Origin of the sequence: Tardiphaga sp. 709, assembly GCF_032401055.1 — a bacterium.
Classification (GTDB): Bacteria; Pseudomonadota; Alphaproteobacteria; order Rhizobiales; family Xanthobacteraceae; genus Tardiphaga.
In genome coordinates, this window is sequence record NZ_CP135529.1 from 1,467,923 (window position 1) to 1,490,456 (window position 22,534).

21 protein-coding genes and 1 pseudogene are annotated in these 22,534 nt (G+C 63.2%); 8 read left to right on the plus strand and 14 right to left on the minus strand.

Going from position 1 to position 22,534, the window contains the following annotated elements; translation table 11 throughout:
- Positions 1 to 4 precede the first annotated feature (4 nt).
- Positions 5 to 535 (plus strand): MarR family transcriptional regulator, encoded by a 531-nt coding sequence (locus RSO67_RS07560; protein ID WP_315842985.1) that lies wholly within the window; start codon positions 5 to 7, stop codon positions 533 to 535.
- Between the two features lie 217 nt (positions 536 to 752).
- Here the strand turns inward: RSO67_RS07560 and RSO67_RS07565 are convergent, their stop codons facing one another.
- From RSO67_RS07565 to hpaR, 7 genes and pseudogenes are all read right to left on the minus strand, one after another.
- Positions 753 to 1,529, minus strand: coding sequence for an HpcH/HpaI aldolase family protein (locus RSO67_RS07565; RefSeq protein WP_092146581.1), 777 nt, complete (start codon positions 1,527 to 1,529; stop codon positions 753 to 755).
- 63 nt (positions 1,530 to 1,592) lie between these two features.
- On the minus strand, positions 1,593 to 2,678 hold the full coding sequence (locus RSO67_RS07570) for a malate/lactate/ureidoglycolate dehydrogenase (RefSeq protein ID WP_315842986.1): 1,086 nt from the start codon (positions 2,676 to 2,678) through the stop codon (positions 1,593 to 1,595).
- A gap of 51 nt (positions 2,679 to 2,729) precedes the next feature.
- Positions 2,730 to 3,473 (minus strand): ABC transporter ATP-binding protein, encoded by a 744-nt coding sequence (locus RSO67_RS07575; protein WP_315842987.1) that lies wholly within the window; start codon positions 3,471 to 3,473, stop codon positions 2,730 to 2,732.
- Complete coding sequence (locus tag RSO67_RS07580) at positions 3,473 to 5,251, minus strand: branched-chain amino acid ABC transporter ATP-binding protein/permease (RefSeq protein WP_315842988.1); 1,779 nt, start codon at positions 5,249 to 5,251, stop codon at positions 3,473 to 3,475. The genes RSO67_RS07575 and RSO67_RS07580 overlap by 1 nt, the downstream gene beginning before the upstream one ends.
- On the minus strand, positions 5,248 to 6,123 hold the full coding sequence (locus RSO67_RS07585) for a branched-chain amino acid ABC transporter permease (protein WP_315842989.1): 876 nt from the start codon (positions 6,121 to 6,123) through the stop codon (positions 5,248 to 5,250). Before RSO67_RS07585 ends, RSO67_RS07580 begins: the two co-directional genes overlap by 4 nt.
- A gap of 203 nt (positions 6,124 to 6,326) precedes the next feature.
- Positions 6,327 to 7,474, minus strand: a pseudogene (locus RSO67_RS07590) (ABC transporter substrate-binding protein).
- Positions 7,475 to 7,634: 160 nt separating this feature from the next.
- Complete coding sequence (hpaR, locus tag RSO67_RS07595; RefSeq protein ID WP_315842990.1) at positions 7,635 to 8,144, minus strand: homoprotocatechuate degradation operon regulator HpaR; 510 nt, start codon at positions 8,142 to 8,144, stop codon at positions 7,635 to 7,637.
- Positions 8,145 to 8,281: 137 nt separating this feature from the next.
- Here hpaR and hpaH point away from each other — a divergent pair, with 137 nt between their 5' ends.
- The 6 genes from hpaH to RSO67_RS07625 all read left to right on the plus strand — a co-directional run bounded on the left by hpaH (position 8,282) and on the right by RSO67_RS07625 (position 14,938).
- Positions 8,282 to 9,088, plus strand: coding sequence for a 2-oxo-hept-4-ene-1,7-dioate hydratase (hpaH, locus tag RSO67_RS07600; RefSeq protein WP_315842991.1), 807 nt, complete (start codon positions 8,282 to 8,284; stop codon positions 9,086 to 9,088).
- Positions 9,089 to 9,104: 16 nt separating this feature from the next.
- Positions 9,105 to 9,503 carry a 5-carboxymethyl-2-hydroxymuconate Delta-isomerase gene (locus RSO67_RS07605; protein WP_315842992.1) on the plus strand — a complete coding sequence of 133 codons (399 nt, stop codon included), beginning with the start codon at positions 9,105 to 9,107 and terminating at the stop codon, positions 9,501 to 9,503.
- On the plus strand, positions 9,496 to 11,037 hold the full coding sequence (gene hpaE, locus RSO67_RS07610) for a 5-carboxymethyl-2-hydroxymuconate semialdehyde dehydrogenase (RefSeq protein ID WP_315842993.1): 1,542 nt from the start codon (positions 9,496 to 9,498) through the stop codon (positions 11,035 to 11,037). The genes RSO67_RS07605 and hpaE overlap by 8 nt, the downstream gene beginning before the upstream one ends.
- 173 nt (positions 11,038 to 11,210) lie before the next feature.
- Positions 11,211 to 12,194, plus strand: coding sequence for a 3,4-dihydroxyphenylacetate 2,3-dioxygenase (gene hpaD, locus RSO67_RS07615; protein ID WP_315842994.1), 984 nt, complete (start codon positions 11,211 to 11,213; stop codon positions 12,192 to 12,194).
- Positions 12,195 to 12,427: 233 nt separating this feature from the next.
- Positions 12,428 to 13,297, plus strand: a complete 870-nt coding sequence (locus RSO67_RS07620) for a fumarylacetoacetate hydrolase family protein (RefSeq protein ID WP_315842995.1) — start codon at positions 12,428 to 12,430, stop codon at positions 13,295 to 13,297.
- Positions 13,298 to 13,312: 15 nt separating this feature from the next.
- A complete protein-coding gene (locus RSO67_RS07625; protein WP_315842996.1) occupies positions 13,313 to 14,938 on the plus strand; it encodes a thiamine pyrophosphate-dependent enzyme in 1,626 nt (541 codons plus the stop codon).
- 125 nt (positions 14,939 to 15,063) lie between these two features.
- Here the strand turns inward: RSO67_RS07625 and RSO67_RS07630 are convergent, their stop codons facing one another.
- The 7 genes from RSO67_RS07630 to RSO67_RS07660 form a co-directional block, all read right to left on the minus strand.
- Complete coding sequence (locus tag RSO67_RS07630) at positions 15,064 to 16,281, minus strand: ABC transporter substrate-binding protein (protein WP_315842997.1); 1,218 nt, start codon at positions 16,279 to 16,281, stop codon at positions 15,064 to 15,066.
- A gap of 110 nt (positions 16,282 to 16,391) precedes the next feature.
- Positions 16,392 to 17,636, minus strand: coding sequence for an MFS transporter (locus tag RSO67_RS07635; protein ID WP_315842998.1), 1,245 nt, complete (start codon positions 17,634 to 17,636; stop codon positions 16,392 to 16,394).
- 81 nt (positions 17,637 to 17,717) lie between these two features.
- Positions 17,718 to 18,368, minus strand: a complete 651-nt coding sequence (gene alkB / locus RSO67_RS07640; RefSeq protein WP_315842999.1) for a DNA oxidative demethylase AlkB — start codon at positions 18,366 to 18,368, stop codon at positions 17,718 to 17,720.
- A gap of 21 nt (positions 18,369 to 18,389) precedes the next feature.
- Positions 18,390 to 19,133: a 2OG-Fe(II) oxygenase gene (locus RSO67_RS07645; RefSeq protein WP_315843000.1), complete on the minus strand. Its 744-nt coding sequence runs from the start codon at positions 19,131 to 19,133 to the stop codon at positions 18,390 to 18,392.
- A 318-nt stretch (positions 19,134 to 19,451) separates the two neighbouring features.
- Positions 19,452 to 20,141 (minus strand): DUF2848 domain-containing protein, encoded by a 690-nt coding sequence (locus tag RSO67_RS07650; RefSeq protein WP_315843001.1) that lies wholly within the window; start codon positions 20,139 to 20,141, stop codon positions 19,452 to 19,454.
- Between the two features lie 24 nt (positions 20,142 to 20,165).
- Positions 20,166 to 21,530, minus strand: a complete 1,365-nt coding sequence (locus RSO67_RS07655; protein WP_315843002.1) for an amidase — start codon at positions 21,528 to 21,530, stop codon at positions 20,166 to 20,168.
- Between the two features lie 40 nt (positions 21,531 to 21,570).
- The gene (locus RSO67_RS07660) at positions 21,571 to 21,903 is read right to left on the minus strand and encodes a hypothetical protein (protein WP_068735784.1); all 333 of its coding nucleotides are present in this window, start codon (positions 21,901 to 21,903) and stop codon (positions 21,571 to 21,573) included.
- A 214-nt stretch (positions 21,904 to 22,117) separates the two neighbouring features.
- On the opposite strand from RSO67_RS07660, the gene RSO67_RS07665 reads away from it, so the two are divergent.
- Complete coding sequence (locus tag RSO67_RS07665; protein ID WP_315843003.1) at positions 22,118 to 22,531, plus strand: Zn-ribbon domain-containing OB-fold protein; 414 nt, start codon at positions 22,118 to 22,120, stop codon at positions 22,529 to 22,531.
- The last annotated feature ends 3 nt before the right edge of the window (positions 22,532 to 22,534 follow it).

The window sequence follows — 22,534 nt, forward strand, 5'->3', positions numbered from 1 at the left end:
GGCGATGCGCGAACAGGTCGATGCCATTTTCTCGCAGTGGCAGACGGAGCGGCCGGATATCGACCCCAGCCCGGTGCACATCTACGGCCTGATCGGCCGGATTCAGATGCAATGCACGGCCCTGATCGACGAGGCGCTCGCGCCCTTCGAACTGACGCGCGGCACCTATGACGTGCTGACGGCGCTGCGCCGCGCCGGCGCCCCCTACAGCCTGTCGCCGAAGCAGATCGCGCAATCGCTGCTGCTGTCAGGCGCGGGCCTGACCAGCCGGCTCAACAAGCTGGAAGCGCAGAACTACCTGGCGCGGCTGCCGGAGCCGAACGATCGCCGCACGCTGCGTGTCCAGCTCACGTCGGCGGGCGAGACAGTCATCAACGAAGCGATCCCGCGGGTGTTCGACGTGCAGCGCGAGTTGTTGGCACCGCTCGGACTCGAAGGACAACAGTTGCTGATGCACGAACTCACGCGCTTCGCCGACGTGATCGACGGCCGGCAGAGCGAGGCGAAAACGGACGCCGGGTCGGTTGGGGAGTGATCTTCCGCCTTTAACACAGTCATTCCGGGGACGGACCGACGCCGTAGGCGGCGGGGCGGAGCCTCAGCCACTCCAATTGGAGTGGCGGGGAATCTCAGAGTGTTCATCACCTCTTACACCACGCGCGGAAAGAGGTGGCTCTCATGTCGAGGTTCCGGGTTCGCGCGCATTGCGCGCGCCCCGGAACGACGAGAGTGTGGTGGCGAGCGCCTTCCGCTTAAGCCTTGCCGCCCGAGCCCTTGCGGGTGTCGTTGACCCAGCTCTTTGCGCCCGTGGCGAGAATGCCGCTGTCGTTGAGCAGTGTCACCAGCTTGAAGCCCATGCCGATGTTCTTGGCGGCGCCGGCGGGACCCGAGCAGTGGATGCCCGGATTGAGGCCGCGCTTGTCGCATTCCTTGATCAGCTTGTCATAGATCTTGAGGATCTCCGGCTCTTCGCGGTCGAGCTTCGGCACCAGACCATAGGAGAAGCCGAGGTCGCTTGGTCCGACATAAACACCATCGATGCCTTCGACATCGAGAATGGCTTCCATGTTGTCGACCGCGGTCTTGGTTTCCAGCATCGGCAGGCAGATGATGTCGGCATTCGCCGTCTTCTGGTAATCGCCGGCGCCGCCATACATGCCCGAGCGGATCGGGCCGTTGCTGCGGGTGCCGCGCGGCGGATACTTGCAATACTGGACGAAGTTTTCGGCTTCTTCCTTGGTGTTGACCATCGGGCAGATCACGCCATAGGCGCCGCCATCGAGCACCTTGCCGATGATGCCCGGCTCGTTCCATGGCACGCGGACCATCGGCGTCACCGGATGGGCACCCATCGCCTGGAAGCACTCCACCATCGACATGTAGTCCTGCACGCCGTGCTGGATATCGACGGTGACACTGTCGAAGCCGCACTGCGCCATCACTTCGGCAGAGAAGCCCGACGGAATCGCCAGCCAGCCGTTGACGGCGACCTTGCCCGCCTTCCAGATTTCCTTGACTTTGTTTGCCATCGTCGATGGTCCTTCTTTTGGTTGGTAGTGATGACTTGAGTGCAGAGAGGTGAGTTCGAGAAACTACGACGTCGCCTTCTTCACGGCGTCTTCGCTGACGCCGACGTCGCGGGCGGTCTGCACGATGGCAGCCCAGGTCTCATCCGGCAATGGCACGCCATTCGCGGTGCGCTCGGCGCGGGTCTTGGCTTCGTTGTCGCCGGGGATCAGAACCGCATCGACGCCAGCGGCCGGCTTGGCGCTCTTGAAGAAGTCGACATAACGCGCGACTTCGCCGTCGAAGAAGTTCGCGGGGTCGATCACCTTCGGATCGATATAGATCGAGAACATGCCATTGGCGAAAGGCCGATCATACTTGGTGGCACCGTTGCCGGTGAGCGCACCGCCGAGCAATTCGCAGATCAATGCGAGGCCCGAGCCCTTGTGATCGCCGAAGGCACGGATCGCGCCGGTGCCCTTGGAGTGATCGCGCGGACCTTGCATCTCATGCGGGCCGTAAAGCAGCGCCGGGTCTTCGCTCAGCGACCCATCGGGCGCAATCAGCGCGCCCTTCGGCAATTGCTTGCCGCCGCGCGAGGCGACCAGCACCTTGCCTTCGGCGACCACCGAGGTTGCGAAATCGAGCACCACCGGCATCTGTCCGGGACGCGGAATACCAACGCAATACGGCGCGGTGGACAAACGGCGCTCGACGCCGCCATAGGGCGCGACCAGCACGGAGCCTGCCGCGGTGACGAAATGGATCGAGACGAGGCCTTCGGCCGCGGCCATCTCGGCCCAGTCGCCGATGCGGCCGATGTGACCGGAATTCTTGGTGGCGATGGCGGAGAGACCGGCCGCCTTGCACTTCTCGATGCCGAGCTTCACCGCCAGCGGTCCGACCGTCTGGCCATAGCCGAAACGGCCATCGACGACGGCGAGCGACGGCGTATCGACGGGGATCTCGATGGTCTGGTTCGGGGTGATCATCCCGTTATTGCGCCAGCGGATATAGACCGGAACGCGGATGACGCCGTGGCTGTCATGGCCGGTCAGGTTCGCGGTGGTGAGATAGGTCGCGATGCGCCGGGCTTCTTCCGGAGAAGAGTCGGCATGGGCGAACACGTCGGCGACGAAATCGATGAGCTTGTTGACTTGAACTGTAACCATGGCGGGACATTCGTCCTTGTTGATGGGCAGCGAGGCCGTCAGTGCAAGCCCTCAATGGGCCGCAAGACCTGCTGCAGGTTTACCATGACCGCCGAGATAGGCGGCCGCGATGGCCTCGTTGGCCCAGAGATCCTCCGGCTTGCCGCCAAGCACGATACGGCCGGTTTCCAGCACGTAACCCTGATCGGCGACCGATAGTCCCATGCGCGCATTTTGCTCCACAAGCAAGACCGTGGTGCTCAGGCGGATTTCCGTGATGATGCGGAACACCGCTTGCACGATGACCGGCGCGAGGCCGAGCGACGGCTCGTCCAGGAGCAGCAACCGCGGCTTGGCCATCAGGCCGCGCGCGACCGCGACCATCTGCAACTGGCCGCCCGACAACGTCCAGCCGAGCGCACCAGAGAATTTCCGTATATCGGGAAACAGGTCGAACATCGCGTCGGCTTCGCGCGACAACTCAGCCTTGTTCGCTTTGCGGTTGGAGCCCCCGAGCATGATGTTCTCTTTCACCGTCAGGCCGGGAAATACCCGCCTGCCCTCCGGCACGTGGCTGATGCCCATCCGCACGATGGCTTCCGGGCCAAGGCCTGCGATCGACTTGCCGTCGAACAGGATATCGCCCGAAGCCGGCTTGGCGAGACCCGAGATCGCGCGCAGCGTGGTCGACTTGCCGGCACCGTTGGCACCGAGCAGCGTGACCACCTGCCCTTCCTCGACATTGAACGACACACCGCGGAGCGCGACGATTTCGCCGTAGCGGACATTGAGATCGTTGATTTCAAGCAGCGGCATCAGTCTGTTCCGAGATAGGCCGAGACGACATCGGGATGGCGCAGCACCGCCATCGACTCGCCATCGGCAATACGCCGTCCGAAATTCAGCACGGTGATGTGCTGCGCTGCTTCCGACACCAGCGTCATGTCGTGATCGATGATCAGGATGGTCAGGCCCTGTGCCGCGATGCGCTTGAGCAGTTCGTGCAGTTCGAGCTTCTCGGTCGAATTGAGACCGGCAGCGGGCTCATCGAGCAGCAGCAGCGTCGGATTCGCCGCCAAGGCGCGCGCGATCTCGATCAGCCGCTGATGGCCGTAGGAGAAGCTGGAGATCAGCTCCATGGCGCGCGGGCCGAGGCCAACGAAAGTGAGTGCCGCAAGCGCCCGCTCTGTCAGCGCGGCTTCATCGCCCTTGCCGGTCAGCGTATTGCCCGGCCGCTCGGCGCCGATGATGACGTTTTCCAGTGCGGTCATCGAGCGGAACAGGCGGATGTTCTGGAAGGTGCGCCCGAGTCCTGCCGCTGCGCGCAGATGCGGCGGCATCGTGGTGACGTCGGTGCCATCCAGCACCACCTTGCCTGAGGTCGCGTTGTAGAGACCCGACAGCACGTTCAGCGTCGTGGTCTTGCCGGAGCCGTTGGGCCCGATGAGCGCGTGCACGCCGCCGCGGCGCACGGATATGTCGACCTGATCGACGGCTTTCAAGCCGCCGAAATGCTTCGACAGGCCGGTGACTTCGAGCACCATGTCGCCGCCGGTCGCCGCCGGCTTGAGCTGCAGCGGCGCGCTTGTGACTGCCACCTTCTTGCTGCTGCGCATGCGATCATAGGCCGCAGTGACGAAACCCCAGATGCCGTCGGGCATGAAGCGGATGATCAGGATCACCGACAGGCCGTAGATGGCGAGATACAGGCCCGGCACGCTCTTGAGGAAACGCAGCCATTCCGGAATGAGGATCAGCAGGCCCGTGCCGATGGCCGAACCGATCGGCGACGCGACGCCGCCGAGCAGCGACATCGTCAGGAACACGATGGATTCGGCAAAGGAGAACTGGTCCGGACTGATATAGGCGAAGCCGCCCGCGAACAGTCCACCGCCCAGACCGCCGAGTACGGCAGATATGGCGAAGGCATAGACCTTGGTGCGGAACACATCGATGCCGTTGACGCCGGCTGCGAGCTCGTTGTCGCGTACCGCGCGCATGGCGCGGCCGAGCCGCGTGTCCGGCAGATGCCAGACGATGTAGCCGACCAAAGCGAGCATCGCGACGCAGAAGGCAAGATAGGACTGTGACGACAGGAACAACGACGGGCGGCCGATCTTCGACACGCCGTCCGGTCCCTTGGTGAGCCAGATCGCATTGATCATCACCAGCGTGACGATCTGCTGGAACGAGATCGTCACCATCGCGAGATAATGCCCGCCGAGCCGCAGCGTCGACAGGCCGAGGACCGCGCCGGCGACCAGTGCCATCACGCAGCCCGCCACCAGACACAGCCAGTAGCTGAGCTGATAGTCCGTGGTGCCGATACCCACCGCATAGGCGCCGAAGCCGAAGAATGCCGCCTGCGCCAGATTGATCTGCCCGCACAGGCCGAGCACCACCGACAGGCCGAACACCGCGATGGCGAAGGTGGTGGCCTGCATCAGGATGTTGAGGATGTAGCCGTCGAACTGCATCGACGACGCCAGAAAGACCAAAATGGCGGCGCCGATGAAATACGGCGCGTGACGCAGCAGCAGCGGTTTCGGACGCGTGATGACCACTGCCGGGATGTTGTCGCTGGAGGTGCTCATGCTTTCTCCGCGACACGTTCGCCGAAGATGCCCTGCGGACGAAACACCAGGAACAGCACCAGCACGAGGAAAGCAAAGCCATCTTTATACGGCACGGAGACATAGGCCGCGCCAAATGTCTCGATAATACCGAGCGCGAGACCGCCGATGATGGCGCCAGTGACATCGCCGAAGCCGCCGATGATGGTGGCCGCAAACGCCTTCAGCGCGATGGTGGAGCCCATCTGGATCGACACGAACAGGATCGGCGCAACCAGAAGCCCGGCGAGACCGCCGAGCACGGCCGAATAGATGAAGGTGACCATGATCATCGTCGAGACGGAAATGCCGAGCAGCGAGGCCATTTCCTTGTCCTGCGAGGTCGCCTGCAGCTTCTTGCCGATCATGGTGTGTTCGAAGAACCAGTAATTGAAGATCACCAGCGCGATGGTGACGCCGATGATCAAAAGGTACTGGCTATCGAGATAGACCGGCCCGAGCTGGATGCCGGGCGTATCAAACCAGCCCGGCAGCACCTGCGGCTGCGGCCCGTACAGCGCCAGCACGCCATTGGCCATCAGGATCGAGGCGCCGATGGTGGCGATGATCACAGGCAGATAGGTGCGGTGGCGCAGCGGATAATAGACGCCGAGATTGAAGATGACGCCGATCACCGCCATGCCGGCGAGCGCAATGATGAAGGACAGCCAGTAGGGCAGTTCCAGATCGACCGCGCACACCACCATGAGATAGGCGGCGACCATCGAGAATTCGCCTTGCGCGAAATTGACGACATTGGTGGCGCGGAAGATCAGCACGAAGCCCAGCGCGACCAGCGCATAGACGGCTCCGATGCCGATTCCCGTAAACAGTAACTGCAGTACCAGATCCATCAGGCGTGCTCGGTGGGAGGTGAATGCTTATGGAGACAAACTCGTCGTTCCGGGATGCGCCTCAGGCGCAGACCCGGAACCTTGACATGGTGTGCGTGGCAACAGGCGCTGAACAGTCTGGGATTCCGGGTTCACGCGCGAAGGGCGCGTGCCCCGGAATGACAGCGTGAGGCACCCATGCGCCCCGGAACGACAGTGCTTGGCTAGTTATCGAATTCGATGTGCTTGTCGAAGACGATATTGCCCTTCTCGTTCTTCACGATGTTGTAGCCGTGCAGGCCGTCGCCATTCTTGTCGAAGTTGTATTCGCCCTCGGCGCCCGGATATTTCTTGATGGCAAGGATGGCCTCGCGGATCTTCTGCGGATCGGTGGAGCCGGCATTCTTGATACCAAGCGACAGGACGTTGATGGCGTCATAGGTCCATGAGCTCTGGTTATCCGGCGCAACCTTGAAAGCATCGCGGTAAACCTTGCCGAAGGCCTTCGACGCCTCGGACGAATCTTCCGCATAGTCGGCGACACCGTAGGTGCCGTACAGCGCGGGACCGGCGAGCTTCAATGCGGTGACGTTGACGATCGAGGGCGAACCGACCCACGGAATGTTGACGCCGAGCTGGCGGAGCTGACGGGCAAAGATGCCGAGATCGTTTTCGAAGGTGAAATAGGAGCCGAGGATATCGGCGCCGGACTGCTTGATCGCGAGCACAACCGGGGTGAAATCCTGGCTCTGGTTGGCATAGCCCTGATCGAGCGCGACGGTTGCACCCAGCGGCCCGAGCGCTTCGGTCAGTGCCTTGCCGCCTGCCGTGCCGAAGGCATCGGTCGAATGCAGCACGGCCCACTTCTTCTTGTCGAGATTCTTGACGCCATATTCGGCGATGACGCGGCCGGAATAGCTGTCATTCGGGCGGAAACGGAACAGCCAGGGATTGCCGAGCTTGGTGAGGTTCGGATCGGTACCGCCGAACATCACGGGCTTGCCGAGCTTGAGCACGTCAGGCGCCATCGCATGCACCTGAGTCGAGCGGATCGAGCCGAGGAAACCGACGATTTCGGGATTGGCAGCAAGCTTGGAAAAAGCCAGCACAATGCCGGGATTGGTGGTCTGGTCGTCCTCGATGATCAGTTCAATCTGCTTGCCAAGAATGCCGCCGGCCTTGTTGATGGCCTCGACCGCGAGCTTGGCGCCGCCGGTCGCATATTTGCCCGCTTCCGCCGCCGGCCCCGTAATCGGCGCGCACATGCCGATCTTGATCGTTCCGCCGCCCTGGCGCGCGCGCTGCCAATGATGTAGGGGGCGGTCAGACCAGCGGCCAATCCTGCCGTGAATCCACGTCTCGTGAGCGTCATCGTTCTCTCCCTAAGAGGCCGGACTTGGGCGCCAGCCTTCTTTTGATGGGCGGGAGTTGAGCGAAAAATTCCTGTCCTGTCTACAGCCCAGCGAAATTCGTACGACGAATTAACGCTCGCGTGGCGTGCGATAGCCTTGCCGCAAAAATATGCAGACGCATTATCGATCGAGGAGATCGTCTTCCGCGCCGTCGGCAGCAGGCATGGCCAGCAGCGCGGCTTCCAGCTCATGCAACAGGGCCTGTAGGTCCGACAATTTGCGCGCGCCGAAGCGCTTCGTCATCTCGGCATAGATTGCCTCCGATGTGGGCGCGACAGCTTCGATCAATTTCAATCCCTTTGACGTGATCGAGACAATGCTGCGGCGCAAATCGGCCTTCAGCAAGCGCCGCTCGATCAGCTTGCGCCCTTCGAGATCACGCAGGATGCGCGACAGGCTCGGCCCGAGCAGGAAGGCGACGCGCGCGAGTTCCGTTACCTCGATCTCGCCCGACGCCGCGAGCGCGCGCAGGATGCGCCATTGCTGTTCGGTGAGATCATGCGCCCGCAGCGACGGGCGAAAATGTCGCATCACCGATTCCCGCGTGCGCAGCAGCGACATCGGCAGTGACTGCGAGAAGTCGCGCATCGGGATTTTAGCGGCGGTCCGTGGCTTTGATGCTGTCGTCATGATCGCCTCTATAGGATGATTCTGGCGCACCGCTGTGTGCAACGCACAATCGAATTGTCGCGTCCAGGGTTTGATCGCAACAACTTAACATGTTAATCACTTTTCCGCGCGGCTTTTCTGCGCGGGATGACGACGCGATGGCACTCACCTCTTCAGACATATCAAGCGCGGCGGAGCGCCTGCATCACGCCGAGAAGACGCGGACGCAGATCCGGCAACTGTCGCTGGATCATCCCGGCATCACCATCGACGATTCCTACGCGATCCAGAAAGCCTGGATTGCAATCAAAGTCGGTGAAGGCCGCATCGTGCGCGGCCACAAGATCGGCCTCACTTCCAAGGCGATGCAGAGCGCGCTGAATATCGACGAACCGGATTCCGGCGTGCTGCTCGATGACATGTTTTTCGCCGATGGCGGCATCGTTCCCACCGATCGTTTCATCGCAACCCGCGTCGAGGCCGAACTGGCTTTCGTGATGAAGACACGCCTGTCCGGGCCGGACTGCACGATGTTCGACGTGCTGAACGCCACCGATTTCGTGGTGCCGGCGCTGGAAATTCTCGATACCCGCGTCGAGCGCGTCGATGCGGCAACCAAAGCCACGCGAAAGATCTTCGACACCATCGCAGACAATGCGGCGAATGCCGGCATCGTGCTCGGCGGCCGGCCGATGCGCCCGCTGGAGACTGATCTGCGCTGGGTCGGCGCTATGTGTCATCGCAACGGCCAGCTCGAAGAAACCGGCCTCGCCGCCGGCGTGCTCAATCACCCCGCCACCAGCGTCGCCTGGCTTGCCAACAAGATCGCGCCGCATGGGCTTGCGCTGGAACCCGGCCAGGTCGTTCTCGCCGGCTCGTTCATTCGCCCCATCGAGACCCGCAAAGGCGACACGATCCAGGCGGACTATGGCCCATGGGGCACCGTGAGCTGCTACTTCGGCTGAACAGGGATCACGCACCATGCCGCATTTCACCATCGAATATTCGGCCAATCTCGACGGCGCCGTGGATATCAGTGCGCTGTGCGAAGTGGTGCGCAACGCCGCGGTGCAGACCGGCATCTTCCCGCTCGGCGGCATCCGCGTCCGCGCGATCCGCTGCGAGCACTACGCCATCGCCGATGGCCGCGCCGGGCTCAGCTTTCTCGATATCCTGCTGCGGATCGGCGAAGGCCGCTCGCTTGAGGTTCGCCAGAAGGCCGGCGAGCAGATTTTCCAGACCGTCTCGCAGCATCTCGACAATGTTTTCGCCGGCGGCCGCTTTGCGCTGTCCTTTGACATGCAGATCAACGACAGCGCGACGAGCTGGAAGCGCAATCCCATTCACGACCTGCTGAAAGCCGAGGCCAACAATGGCTAAGTCCCCCGCCGATCCCGCTGCCGTCTTCGCGGCCAATCAGGAACGCGCCGCGCCGCTGCTGAAAAAACTCACGGCCGACGGCATCGGCAATATTATCGATGGCCAGATCGTACCGTCATCGTCGGGCGAGGTGTTCGAGACGACATCGCCGATCGATGGCACCGTGCTGGCACAGGTCGCGCGCGGCACAGCCGCGGATATCGATCAGGCCGCCAAGGCCGCGCAGCGCGCCTTCAGGGAATGGCGCGACATGGCGCCGACTGCGCGCAAGAAGCTGCTGCACTGCGTCGCCGATGCCATCGAGGACAATGCCGACGATATCGCTGTGCTGGAATGTATCGATACCGGCCAGGCGCATCGCTTCATGGCCAAGGCCGCGATCCGCGGCGCCGAGAATTTCCGCTTCTATGCCGACAAATGCCTGGAGGCACGCGACGGCCTGAACATGCCGGCTGACGAACACTGGAATGTCTCGACCCGCGTGCCGATCGGCCCGGTCGGCGTCATCACGCCGTGGAACACGCCGTTCATGCTCTCCACCTGGAAGATCGCGCCAGCGCTCGCTGCCGGCTGCACGGTGGTGCACAAGCCGGCCGAATGGTCGCCGGTCACGGCGGATCTTCTCGCGAAGCTCGCGAAACAGGCCGGCCTACCCGATGGCGTGCTGAACACCGTGCACGGCTTCGGCGAAGAGTCCGGCAAGGCGCTGACCGAACACCCCGCCATCAAGGCCATCGCCTTTGTCGGCGAAAGCGCCACCGGCTCCGCCATCATGGCGCAGGGCGCGCCGACCTTGAAGCGCGTGCATTTCGAACTCGGCGGCAAGAATCCGGTGATCGTGTTCGACGATGCGGACCTCGACCGCGCGCTCGATGCCGTGGTGTTCATGATCTATTCGTTGAATGGCGAGCGCTGTACCTCGTCCAGCCGGTTGCTGGTGCAGGCGAGCATTGCCGATACATTCATCGAGAAACTCACGGCCCGCGTGCAGGCGCTGAAGGTCGGGCATCCGCTCGATCCCAGAACCGAAGTCGGCCCGCTGATCCATGAGCGGCATCATGCCAAGGTGTGCAGCTATTTCGACATCGCGCGGCAGGACGGCGCGACCATCGCCGTCGGCGGCAAGCCTTATGACGGTCCCGGCGGCGGTCATTACGTGCAGCCGACGCTGGTGACCGGCGCACACAAGGACATGCGCGTGGCACAGGAGGAAGTGTTCGGCCCGTTCCTCACGGTGATCCCGTTCGGCAACGAAGCGGACGCGATCGAAATCGCCAATGCCGTGCAATACGGCCTCACCGGCTATGTCTGGACCAATGATGTGGGCCGTGCGCTGCGCGTGGCCGACGCGCTGGAGGCCGGCATGATCTGGCTTAATTCGGAAAATGTCCGCCACCTGCCGACGCCATTCGGCGGCATGAAAGCCTCCGGCATCGGCCGCGACGGCGGCGACTATTCGTTCGAGTTTTATATGGAGACGAAACACGTCTCGCTCGCGCGCGGGACGCATAAGATACAACGTTTAGGAGTCTAGCTCGTCATTCCGGGGCGCGTGCGTCCTTACGCACGTGAACCCGGAATCTCGTGCGGTTCATCACCCTCTGAACCGCACGACATCGAGAAGTAATGAACATATCGGGATTCCGGGTTCACGTGCGCTGCCGCGCACGCGCCCCGGAATGACGAGATAAAACGCAGGAAACGCCCATGCCCGTGCCGACCCACGTGTTCGATCCACCCTTCAATATCCTGCGCTCCAGCCACGTCGTGCTGGACGTCACTGATCTCAAGGCCAGCCGTGCCTTTTATGAGAACGCCGTCGGTCTGCATGTCGAGGACGCCGACAGCGAGACGGTGTATCTGCGCGCCGTGGAGGAGCACCAGCATCACTCGCTGGTACTGCGCAAGGCGGCAACATCGGCGTGCCATCGGGTCGGCTTCCGCGTCGCCAGCGAGAACGATCTCGACAAGGCCGCCGCCTGGTTCGCCGCCAACGGCATCGTCTATTCCTTTGTCGAGCGCCCGTTCCAGGGTCGTACGATGCATGTCACCGATCCGTTCGGCTTCCAGATCGAACTCTATGCGACGATGGAGAAGCGCCCGCATCTGCTGCGCCGCTTCGATCTCTACAAGGGCTGCCACCCCCAGCGGCTCGATCATTTCAACGTCTTCGCCGCCGAGGTGCAGGACACCGTCGACTTCTATGCACGGCTCGGCTTCCGGCTGACCGAATATGGCGAGGAGGACGGCGACAATGGCCGCATCGCCGCTGCCTGGATGCATCGCAAGGGCAATGTCCACGACTTCGCCATCACCAATGGCAAGGGACCGCGGCTGCATCACTTCGCCTATTGGGTGCCGACCGCGATGAACATCCTGCATCTCTGCGACGTGATGGCGTCATCCGGCTATCTGAAGAACCTGGAGCGTGGCCCCGGCCGCCACGGCATCTCCAATGCGTTCTTCCTCTATGTGCGCGATCCCGACGGCCATCGCCTCGAACTCTACACGTCAGACTACCAGACCATGGACACCGACCACGAACCGCTGCGCTGGTCGCTGAAGGACCCGCGCCGGCAGACCCTGTGGGGCGCCCCTGCGCCGCGCTCTTGGTTTGAACAAGGCTCGCTGTTCAATGGGCAGGCCGTGCGTGAGCCGGCCTTCGTGGCGGATGTGACGATTGCGGATTGAGTGTGAGATGGTCAGCAAGATGATGCACGCCGGCGACGTGGAATCCCTCCCCCTTGCGGGGAGGGTCGGCCGAACGAAGCGATGCGAAGCATCGCTGACGTGGAGGCCGGGGTGGGGTGCCCCACGCTCCGACGTCACGTGGGGCACCCCCACCCGACCGGCCTTCGGCCGGCCACCCTCCCCGCAAGGGGGAGGGATGGACGGAGCGCTTCTGCAGCGATGGAGTTTAACTGATGACCCATCCCCGCCTCGCCACCTTCACCGTCAACGGAGCCCTGAAATACGGCGCCGTCACTGACGACGGGATCGTCGATCTGTCCGCGCGCTACGGCGGGGATTATCCGACTTTGCGTGAGGCCATCGCGCATGGCGCCCTGCACCGGCTCGCGGATGCCGCGGCCAATCAGCCTGCGGATTTTGCGATTGACAGAATCACCTGGCAGCCACCGATCCCGGCCCCGGAAAAGATCATCTGCATCGGCGTCAACTATCCGGACCGCAATGCCGAATACAAGGACGGTCAGGACGCGCCGAAATATCCTTCGATGTTCATGCGCACGCCGCGCTCCTTCGTCGGACATGAGGCACCGCTGGTGCGGCCGCGCGTATCCAGGCAGCTCGACTATGAAGGCGAAGTGGTGCTGGTGATCGGCAAGGCCGGGCGACACATCGCCGAGGGCGATGCGCTGGATCACATCGCCGCAATCACGCTCTGTAACGAAGGCACCATCCGCGACTGGGTGCGGCACGCCAAGTTCAACGTCACGCAAGGCAAGAATTTCGAATCCACCGGCAGCCTCGGGCCATGGATCGTGCCCTATACCGACGAAAGCCAGATCGCCGATATCCGCCTCACCACCCATGTCAATGGCGAGCTGCGGCAGGACGATCGCACCTCGCGGCTGATGTTCGGCTTCCGCTATCTCCTGAGCTATATCTCGACCTTCACGACTCTCGTGCCCGGCGACGTGATCGTCACCGGCACGCCGACCGGTGCTGGTGCGCGCTTCGATCCGCCGCGCTATCTCGTCCCGGGCGATGTGATCGAGATCAAGGCGGACGGCATCGGCACGCTGCGCAACGGCGTCGTCGACGAACACTAACGGATTGGAATACGCATGACTGTTCTCACCGGTGGCGAAGCCATCGTCAGCGGGCTCAAGGCGCATGGCGTCGACACAGTCTTCGGCCTGCCCGGCGCGCAGGTCTATGGTCTGTTCGATGCCTTTCATCAGGCGAATCTCAATGTCATCGGCGCGCGTCACGAACAGGCCTGCGGCTATATGGCCTTCGGCTATGCCCGCGCCTCCGGCAAGCCTGGCGTGTTCAGCGTCGTGCCCGGCCCCGGCATTCTCAATGCCAGCGCAGCGATGCTGACCGCCTTCGGCTGCAACGAGCCGGTGATGTGCCTCACCGGTCAGGTGCCGAGTGATTACCTTGGCAAGGGCCGCGGCCATCTGCATGAGATGCCCGACCAGCTCGCGACACTGCGCAGCTTTGTAAAATGGGCGGAGCGCATCGACTATCCCGGGGACGCGCCGACAAAAGTAGCGCGCGGCTTCCAGGAGATGATGTCCGGCCGCCGCGGCCCCGTGGCGCTGGAAATGCCATGGGACGTGTTCACGCAGCGCGCGGAAACCGCCGCAGCGACGACGCTTGAACCATTCGCCGCGCCCTCGCCCGATCCTGACCAGATCAAGGTCGCAGCCGCGCTGATCAAGACCGCCAAGGCACCGATGATCTTCGTCGGTGCAGGCGCGATGGACGCAGGCGACGACATCCTCGCACTCGCCGAGATGATCGACGCACCCGTGGTCGCGTTCCGCTCGGGGCGCGGCATCGTCAGCAATGCCCATGAGCTCGGCCTCACCATGGCCGCCGCCTATAATCTGTGGCCGCAGACCGATCTCATGATCGGCATCGGCTCGCGGATGGAATTGCCGACCACGTTCCGCTGGCCGTTCCGGCCAGACGGCTTGAAGTCCATCCGCATCGATATCGATCCCGTCGAATTCAGGCGTCTCACGGTTGATGCGCCGATCGTTGCCGATGCGACAGAAGGAACGCGCGCGCTGGTCGCCGCCGTGAGCAAGGTCGGATACACGAAGACGGCCGGGCGTCGTGAGACGATCCGCACAGCCTCGGCGAAAGCGCAGAAAGACATCCAGGCGATCCAGCCGCAGATGGCCTATCTCGACATCTTGCGCGACGTGCTGCCCGACAACGCCATCGTCACCGATGAGCTGTCGCAGGTCGGCTTCACCTCATGGTTCGGCTTTCCGGTCTATCAGCCGCGCACCTTCATCACCTCGGGCTATCAGGGCACGCTCGGCTCCGGCTTTCCCACTGCACTCGGCGCCAAGGTCGCGCAGCCGGACCGGCCCGTTGTCGCCATCACCGGCGATGGCGGCTTCATGTTCGCGGTGCAGGAACTGGCGACGGCCGTGCAGTTCAAGATCGGCGTGGTGACGCTGGTGTTCAACAACAATGCCTATGGCAATGTGCGGCGCGACCAGTTGCAGGTGTTCGACGGCCGCGTGGTGGCTGCCGATCTGGTCAATCCGGATTTCGTCAAGCTCGCGGAGTCGTTCGGTGTTGGTGCTGCACGGGTGACGTCACCGGAGGAGTTCAAGCCGGCGCTGGAGAAGGCGCTGGCCGACGGCGGGCCGTATCTGATCGCGATCGACGTGGTCAGGGACTCGGAAGTCAGTCCGTGGGCGTTCATTCATCCGAAGAAGCCGTAAGGACCTCCACTCTCTCGATCGTCATGGCCGGACTTGTTCCGGCCATCCACGTCTTGGTCTGAGCGAAGAAGGCGTGGATGCCCGGGACGAGCCCGGGCATGACGGTGCGGGGTGAGAATGTGTTGCTACTGCTTCACCGGCGGATCCAGCAGCGTGCAACCGCCATCTGCGATCGGCCGCATGATGTCTTCCGCCTTCACCTTGCCCTTGATGGTGAGCAGGTCCCACTCGCCCTTGACTTCCGAGGGCTTCTTCACTTCCGCCAGCAGCATGTCGTTCATCAGCCGGCCGTCCTCGCGCACGCGGGCGCCCGGCGCGAAGAAATCATCCACCGGCATCGCCTTCATCTGACGCATCACCTTCAAGCCGTCATTCTCGTTGGCGGCTTCCGCGGCGCGCAGATAGTGCTTCACGGCGCTATAGACGCCGGCCTGCGCATGGGTTGGCATCTTGCCGTGCTTGGCGAGGAAGCGCTTGCCGAATGCACGGCTCGCATCGTCATTGTCCCAGTAATAGCCCTCGAGATACTGCACGCCCTGCGTGGCTTCGGAGCCGAGCGCCTTCACCGAGGTGAGATAGAAGATCAGCACGGCCAATTTCTGCTTGCCCTCGCCGATCTGGAATTCGCGTGCCTGCTTGATATTGGTGACGGTGTCGCCCGAAGCATTGGCGAGCGCGATCACCTTGGCGCCGGAGGATTGCGCCTGCAGCAGGAAGGACGAGAAATCCATCGTGCCGACCGGATGCTTCACCGCGCCGAGGACCTTGCCGCCGGCAGCTTCCACCACTTTCGAGACTTCCGCCTGCATGGCGATGCCGAAGGCGTAATCCGCCGTGATGAAATACCAGGTGTCGCCGCCCTGCTTGACCACGGCCTTGGCGATGCCCTGCGCCAGCGAATAGGTGTCGTAGAGCCACATCGCGGCGGTCGGCGCGCATTGCTTGCCGAACACGTCGGCGGTGGCCGAGCCGACATGCACCAGCACCTTGCCGCGCTCGCGCGCCATGTTCTGCACCGCCAGCGAGATCGCCGAATTGCCGATGTCGAAGATCGCGTCGACGCCCTGCTGATCGTAGAGATCGCGCGCCAGCGATACGCCGATATCGGTCTTGTTCTGATGATCCGGGCCGAGCATTTTCACCGGCAGGCCGCGTACCTTGCCGCCGACATCGTCGATCGCGAGCTGCGCCGCGACCACACTGCCGGTGCCGCCGGCATCGGAGAACACCGAACTCTTGTCGTTCAGCACCGCGATGGTGAGAGGTTTGGTGATGGGTTCGGCAAGCGCCGAACCGTTCAGGCAAGCAACAGCAATGGCAGCCAATATGCCCATTCGGGTCATTGTCGTTTCCTCGTTCTGGTTTTTATTGAGGAAAGCGTAATGGCGGCCGAATGCCTTGGCCAGCAAAATTTAATCGATCGATTAAATCGAATTCCGACGCGCGGAAAGCATCAGACGACTGGCGTCGCTGCGCTCCGCCGCTGCCACCGAACCGCAGCAAGTGCCAGTAGTCCAGCACCGGCCACAGCCCAGCACGCGATGGGCGCCCAGTGCAGCAGCGGCGCATAGTCCGGCAGCTTCTGCAATCCGCCGGCGACCGCAGCCATGCGTGCGAAAGTTGCGAGCGCGAGCGCCGAGAAGACGAGACCGATGACCTTGCCCTCCGCGCCGGTCTCGCCGATCGCCATCGCCGCCGACACGGCGCTCATCATCATGCAGCCCCATGCCGCGCCAGCGATGAATTGCGCCGCGATCAGCATGTTGAGATTGGCAGCGAACTCCGCGCCGATCACCGCACACGCGCCGAGCAATCCGGCTACGCCAATGACGAAAATTCCGCCCTGGCGCTTCACCACCGCGCTGGCCGGAAACATCGCGATGTTGAAGCCAATCCAGAATATCGGCATCAACCATTCCAGATCGGCCGGCCTGGCGAAGCGCAGGAACATCGGCGCGCTGTTGATGCTGAAGTGAAGCTGGAAGCCCAGCGCAAGGATGACCATCGCAGCGATGAACAGCATGGGCACACGGCCGAGCGCCTTGCCCTGCGCCGGCGAAGCCTTTGCCTCACGGGCGCTGACCTGCACGAGGCCACGCTCGACGCGCGACAACGCCAGCGTCACAACCAGCAAAACCACGCCGGCAAGAACGAAAGGCAGCCGCGGATCGACGCCGCGCAATGTCACGCCGAGATAGGGCGCCAGCGCACCGGCGACGCCATAGCCGAGCATGGCCAGCGCGGCGAGAAACGGCCGCGACGGGCGCGCGGCATATTTGCCGAGCAATGTCAGCGGCGGCGCGCGCAAGGCCGAGGATGTCGCCGACCAGATCACGATCAATGCGATCAGCGCGACTTGCGCCCTCGGTCCCTGCCCGGCAACGAAAGGCAGCGCGACAAAGGCCGCACAGGACACCGCGGTCAGGATGCCGACAATGAGGCCGAGCCGCCCGACTACGCGCGCAATCCTGTCGGCGACCAGACCCATCGCCGTATCGGCGACAGTGAAGATCGCCTGATCGAGCATGAGGATGAAGATGACGACGGTCGGCGCAATGCCGACATCGGCAGCGAGCTTTGGCAGATAGATCACATAGGTGACCCAGCCCAGCGTGAAGACCAGTTGCAACACGGCGAGATAGATGCCCGCAGCATTGCTGGCGGCGGCTTGTGTGCCGGTTCGTTCCTGCTCGCTCATTTTCCCCTCACCCCGCCCGACCATAGAATGGTCGCGGCAGCCAAGGAAAGCGTTCAACGCGCGGCGTTCAACAGGTCTCGTTCAACAGGTCTTGCGGAAGGTCAGATTGATGCGCTGACCGCCCATGACCGGATGTTCGCCGTCCGGCAGCGGCGCAACGCCGTGATAGGCCAGCCGCGACGGACCGCCCCAGACCACGACATCACCATGGGTCAGACGATAGCGCTTCTGCGGCGCGCTGCGGGTGAGACCACCAAACAGAAATGTCGCCGGCAGGCCAAGCGAGACCGAAACGATGGGCGCGTGCAGATCCAGCTCGTCCTTGTCCTGGTGCAGCGAGAGTTTGGCGCCGGGCTTGTAGCGATTGATCAGGCAGGCATCCGGCACGAAGGCCTCGAAGCCGGCCTGAACCGCCGCACGTGCGGCGAGATCGCGAAACGGCGCCGGCATCTCGGGCCATGGCTTTCCACTGTCGGGATCGAAGGGGTCGTAGCGATAGCCGCGTGCGTCAGACACCCATCCGACCCGGCCGCAATTGGTCATGGCGACCGACATGGTGTGACCGCCCGGCGTGACCAGATGGCGGAACGGCGCCGCCTTCACGATGACGCGCAGCGCTGCGATCACATCCAGCTGTTCGGCAGCAAAGAAGTTACGCAGCAGAACGGCTCCCTCGGCGAGTTCCTCGCGCGCAGGCTGGTCATCCCTGATATCGGCGAACAGGTCGGTCATCGCGGTTGTTCAGTCGTCCCGTCACTTCGCATCGTGAAAGATCACCCCGAGCGTATGGCGCCGCCCGGATTTCACCCGGCTGACGCCGTGGCGCAGATTGACGCGATAACTGCCGCGCGTGCCGGCAACCGGCCGGTGATGCACGGCGAACACCACGGCATCGCCCTGCCGCAAGCCTACCACTTCGGCGCGCGACTGCATCCGCGGCCGCTGCTCCGTCAACACGAATTCTCCGCCGGTGAAATCCTCACTGGGTTCCGACAGCAGGATCGCGACCTGCAGCGGAAACACATGCTCGCCATAGAGATCCTGATGCAGGCAATTGTAGTCACCGGCTTCATATTGCAGCAGCAGCGGCGTTGGTCGGGTCTGTCCGGCATCATGGCAGCGCTTGAGGAATGCGGCGTGATCGGCGGGAAAGCGGACGTCGATTCCCATCGCCTCGTTCCAGCGATTGGCGATCGTACTCAATGGTCCGTAGAGCGCCGGACGCAGGCCGGCGATCGGATCGGGCAGCGGATAATTGAAATACTTGTATTCGCCGCGGCCAAAGCCGTGGCGGCCCATGACGATGCGGCTGCGGAACTGGGCGTCGTCGGGATAGAGCGATGCGAGGTAACGGCACTCATCGGCGGTGAGCAGTTTTTCGAATACCGCACAGCCCTGGGCGTCGAGATCGGCGCCGATGCGCTGCCAGTCGATGGCCTCGACGCGGGCCTGCGGCGCGTCATTGTTTTCTGGGCGCTTCTTCGCGAGTGAAACCATGTCATCGCCTCCGTCATCCGGCCGCGATCAGGGTGTCATGGCCTGTTGGCCATTTTGGGGAGATGGGCGGGTGAAGCCACCCGATTTCTGGCCCTCTAACCTCTCCCCGCCTTGCGGGGAGAGGTCGCCGCGTCTTCGCGGCGGGTGAGGGGCATGGCAGGAGAGAAAAGGCACGCGCGGAACCCCACCGGATCGAAGAACGGGTACCCGAGAGCGCGCGCGTGCGGTGACGGCGGTAACCGCCCCTCACCCGCTCCGGCTGCGCTGCGCTTCGCCGGATCGACCTCTCCCCGCAAAAGCGGGGAGAGGTTAAGAACCTCAGCCCACCACCGGCAATGTCTTCACATCATAGCCATGGCTGATCTTGCGCTTCAGCACCGGGTCTTCGATCTCGTAATCGAAACGCTCGGCAGGACGGATGCCGCCCTTGGCGGCGAAGGTGCCGCCGAACATGGCGGTGCCGTCTGGCAGCTTGTCGCTGTCGAAACCTTTCTTGACCAGTTCGGCCACCGGCAGCATGCCGCTCAGCAGGCCCTCCTGATACAGCACCTTTTCGCCCTTGATGGTGGCCCAGGAGCGCAGGATGATCTGGTCCCAATGCGGAAGCGCTTCGGACAGTTCCCACACCACCGGCGCAATCGGCTTGTCGCACATCTGCTTCGACACGGTGATGTTGTAGGTCTCGACCTTGCGGTCGGTATGGTCGGAGCCGACACCGACATAGGTCTTGCCGCCTGACGCAAACAGGCAGAATTCGACTTCGCCCGATGAATTCTCGTCGGTGCATTCGATCATGCCATCGGTGGTGAAGCGGCGCGCCGAGCAGCGGTAGTAGATCGGCGTCGATGCCGGCGGCGCGATGCCGAGCGCTTCGAGTTCCTTGATGTGATGATCGCGCGCGACGGGATCGCGGCCGGTCCAGCCGGCGATGACGCCCTGGGTGATCTTGAGCGTCAGCGGCGTCTTGGTGCCTTTTGCGTCCAGCGTGAACGCGATCTCGGTGGTCATGCGTGTATCCTCAGGTTTTAGAGATTAACCGCGAACGGTGGTTTCAATGCCCGCGGCGAGTTCGAAGATGCGGCGGTCGGAGCCGCCAGCAGCGGCCAGCATCAGGCCGACAGGCGCTTCGTCCTTTGCGTGGATCGGCAGCGAGATGGCGCAACCGTCGATCATATTGATCAGCGTGCAGTTGCGCAGCGCCATCAGGTTCTGCTTCGAGAACACCTTGTCGTCTTCCATGTCGGCAATCGACGGCGGCGTGATCGCGCAGGTCGGCAGCACCAGCGCGTCAAAGGGCGCGATGCGCTTTTCGGTGCGCGCGATCAGCGAACGGCGCATCGGCAGCAGGTCGAGATAGTCGGCGGCGTTCTGGGTCTCGCCGCGCTGGATGCGCAGCGCGACGCGCGGATCATAGACGTCGCCCTTGCTGGCGAGGAGGTAGCGATGCCAGGCATAGCTTTCCGCCGCGGTGAAACCGCCCTTGGTGCTCATCGGTCCGATGTCGTTGAACTCAGGCACTTCGATGCGCTCAATGATCGCGCCCTTGTCGGCGAGCTTCTTCAGCGCGCGCTCGAAGGCGGCTGCGACGACAGGATCGAGATCGTCCATCGCCAGCGTGGTCGGCACTGCAAGGCGCATGCCCTTGATCGGGCGCGGGGTGAGCTCGAATTCCGGCTCGCCGGCAAGTACCGCGTCCATCGCCGCGCAGCAGGCGACCGAGCGCGCGAGAGGACCGATGCTGTCGAGCGTGAAGGACAGCGGCACCGCGCCATCGAGCGGCACACGGCGCTGCGTCGGCTTGTAGCCGACGATGCCGTTGAAGGCCGCCGGAATGCGGCAGGAACCGCCGGTGTCGGTGCCGAGTGCCGCATGCGCCATGCCATCGAGCACAGAGACGGCGGCACCGGAGGACGAGCCGCCCGGCACATGGCCAACCTCGCGCTTCCACGCGCCTTTGGGCGTACCGTAATGCGGATTGGTGCCGATACCCGAATAGGCGAATTCGACCATGTTGGTGCGCCCTATCACCACAAAGCCGGCGCGGCGCAGACGTGCGACGGTCGGAGCATCGGCATCGGCGGGCGCGGAATCGTCCAGCGCGCGCGAACCGGCGCGGGTCACCTGGCCCTTGATGTCGAACAGGTCCTTGATGGAAATCGGAATGCCGGCATAGCGCGATGGCGCGGCATTGACCTTGCGCAGCGCATCCATGGCATCGGCCGCGGCCAGTGCCGCATCCTTGTCGACATGGATGAAGGTGCGCGCGCCCTCGCCGTTCCGATCGGCGATTTTGGCCAGACAGGCTTCGACCAGTTTGCGGGAGGTGGTGCGGCCGGCGGCGAGATCGGCGGCCAGGCTGGCGAGGGTCGGTGCGGTCTGGTGGAAGTCGTTGCTCATGGTCGCGGCATCCTGTGTGTCTTGCCGGACCCGCAGGTGGTCACGGCGCCCGGTCGGTATCGCCGAAAGTGTCCTCGATTTCCAGATCGAGCAGCGCGGAGCTGAGCGATTTGCCATGCGCGTCGAGCGCCAGCGATCGCGTCACCCCGCCGCCAAGCGCCTGATCCATCACGAAGTTCAACGCCGCCAGATTGGGCAGTTCATAGCGGACCACCTCGCCCGCGACGATGCCCGCAAACAGGGCCTTCACGCGCGCGGCGGTCACTTGGGATACTATCAACGGATATAGCTTTGCGTCAAAGGCAATTACCGAGATGTTGGAAATGTTGCCTTTGTCACCTGTGCGGGAATGGGCGATCTCGCGCAGCTTCACGTCATGCTCCCTCAACCATCCGTACCAACCTACCCTGCCTGGTTGCAGCGGGACAAGCCTCGCACGTATTTCAACCGGAATTCCACGTCGTCCCGCAGTGAGCAGATACGGCCATGCAGCCCGCGCGCTGGACCGCCCCCGGTGGAATGTGGAATGTCCATCCAGAGGACAACGAACGGGGCCAAATCCCCGTCCAAGGGAGAGAACACGAGACATGGCTGAACCAGCCCGCGCGCGGCCGAAACCGACACCGGAAACCCAGCATTATTGGGACGGCGCCAAAGCCGGCGAATTGCGCCTGCAGCGCTGCGACGACTGCAGCAATGTGTATTTTCCGCCGCGCCCGTTCTGCCCCGGCTGCGCCTCGCGCAAGGTGTCGGTGTTCAAGGCCTCGGGCAAGGGGTTCCTCTACAGTTACGTCATCAATCATCGCCCTGCTGCACCGGGCTTCACGCCGCCTTACGCGATTGCCGTGGTCGAGCTTGAGGAAGGTCCGCGGCTGATGAGCAACATCATCGATTGTCCGCAGACGCCCGAAGCGCTCGAACTCGACATGAAGTTAGAGGTCGCCTTCGAGAAGCTCGACGAAGCCATCACCCTCCCTGTGTTCCGTCCGGCTGGGGGTTGAGAC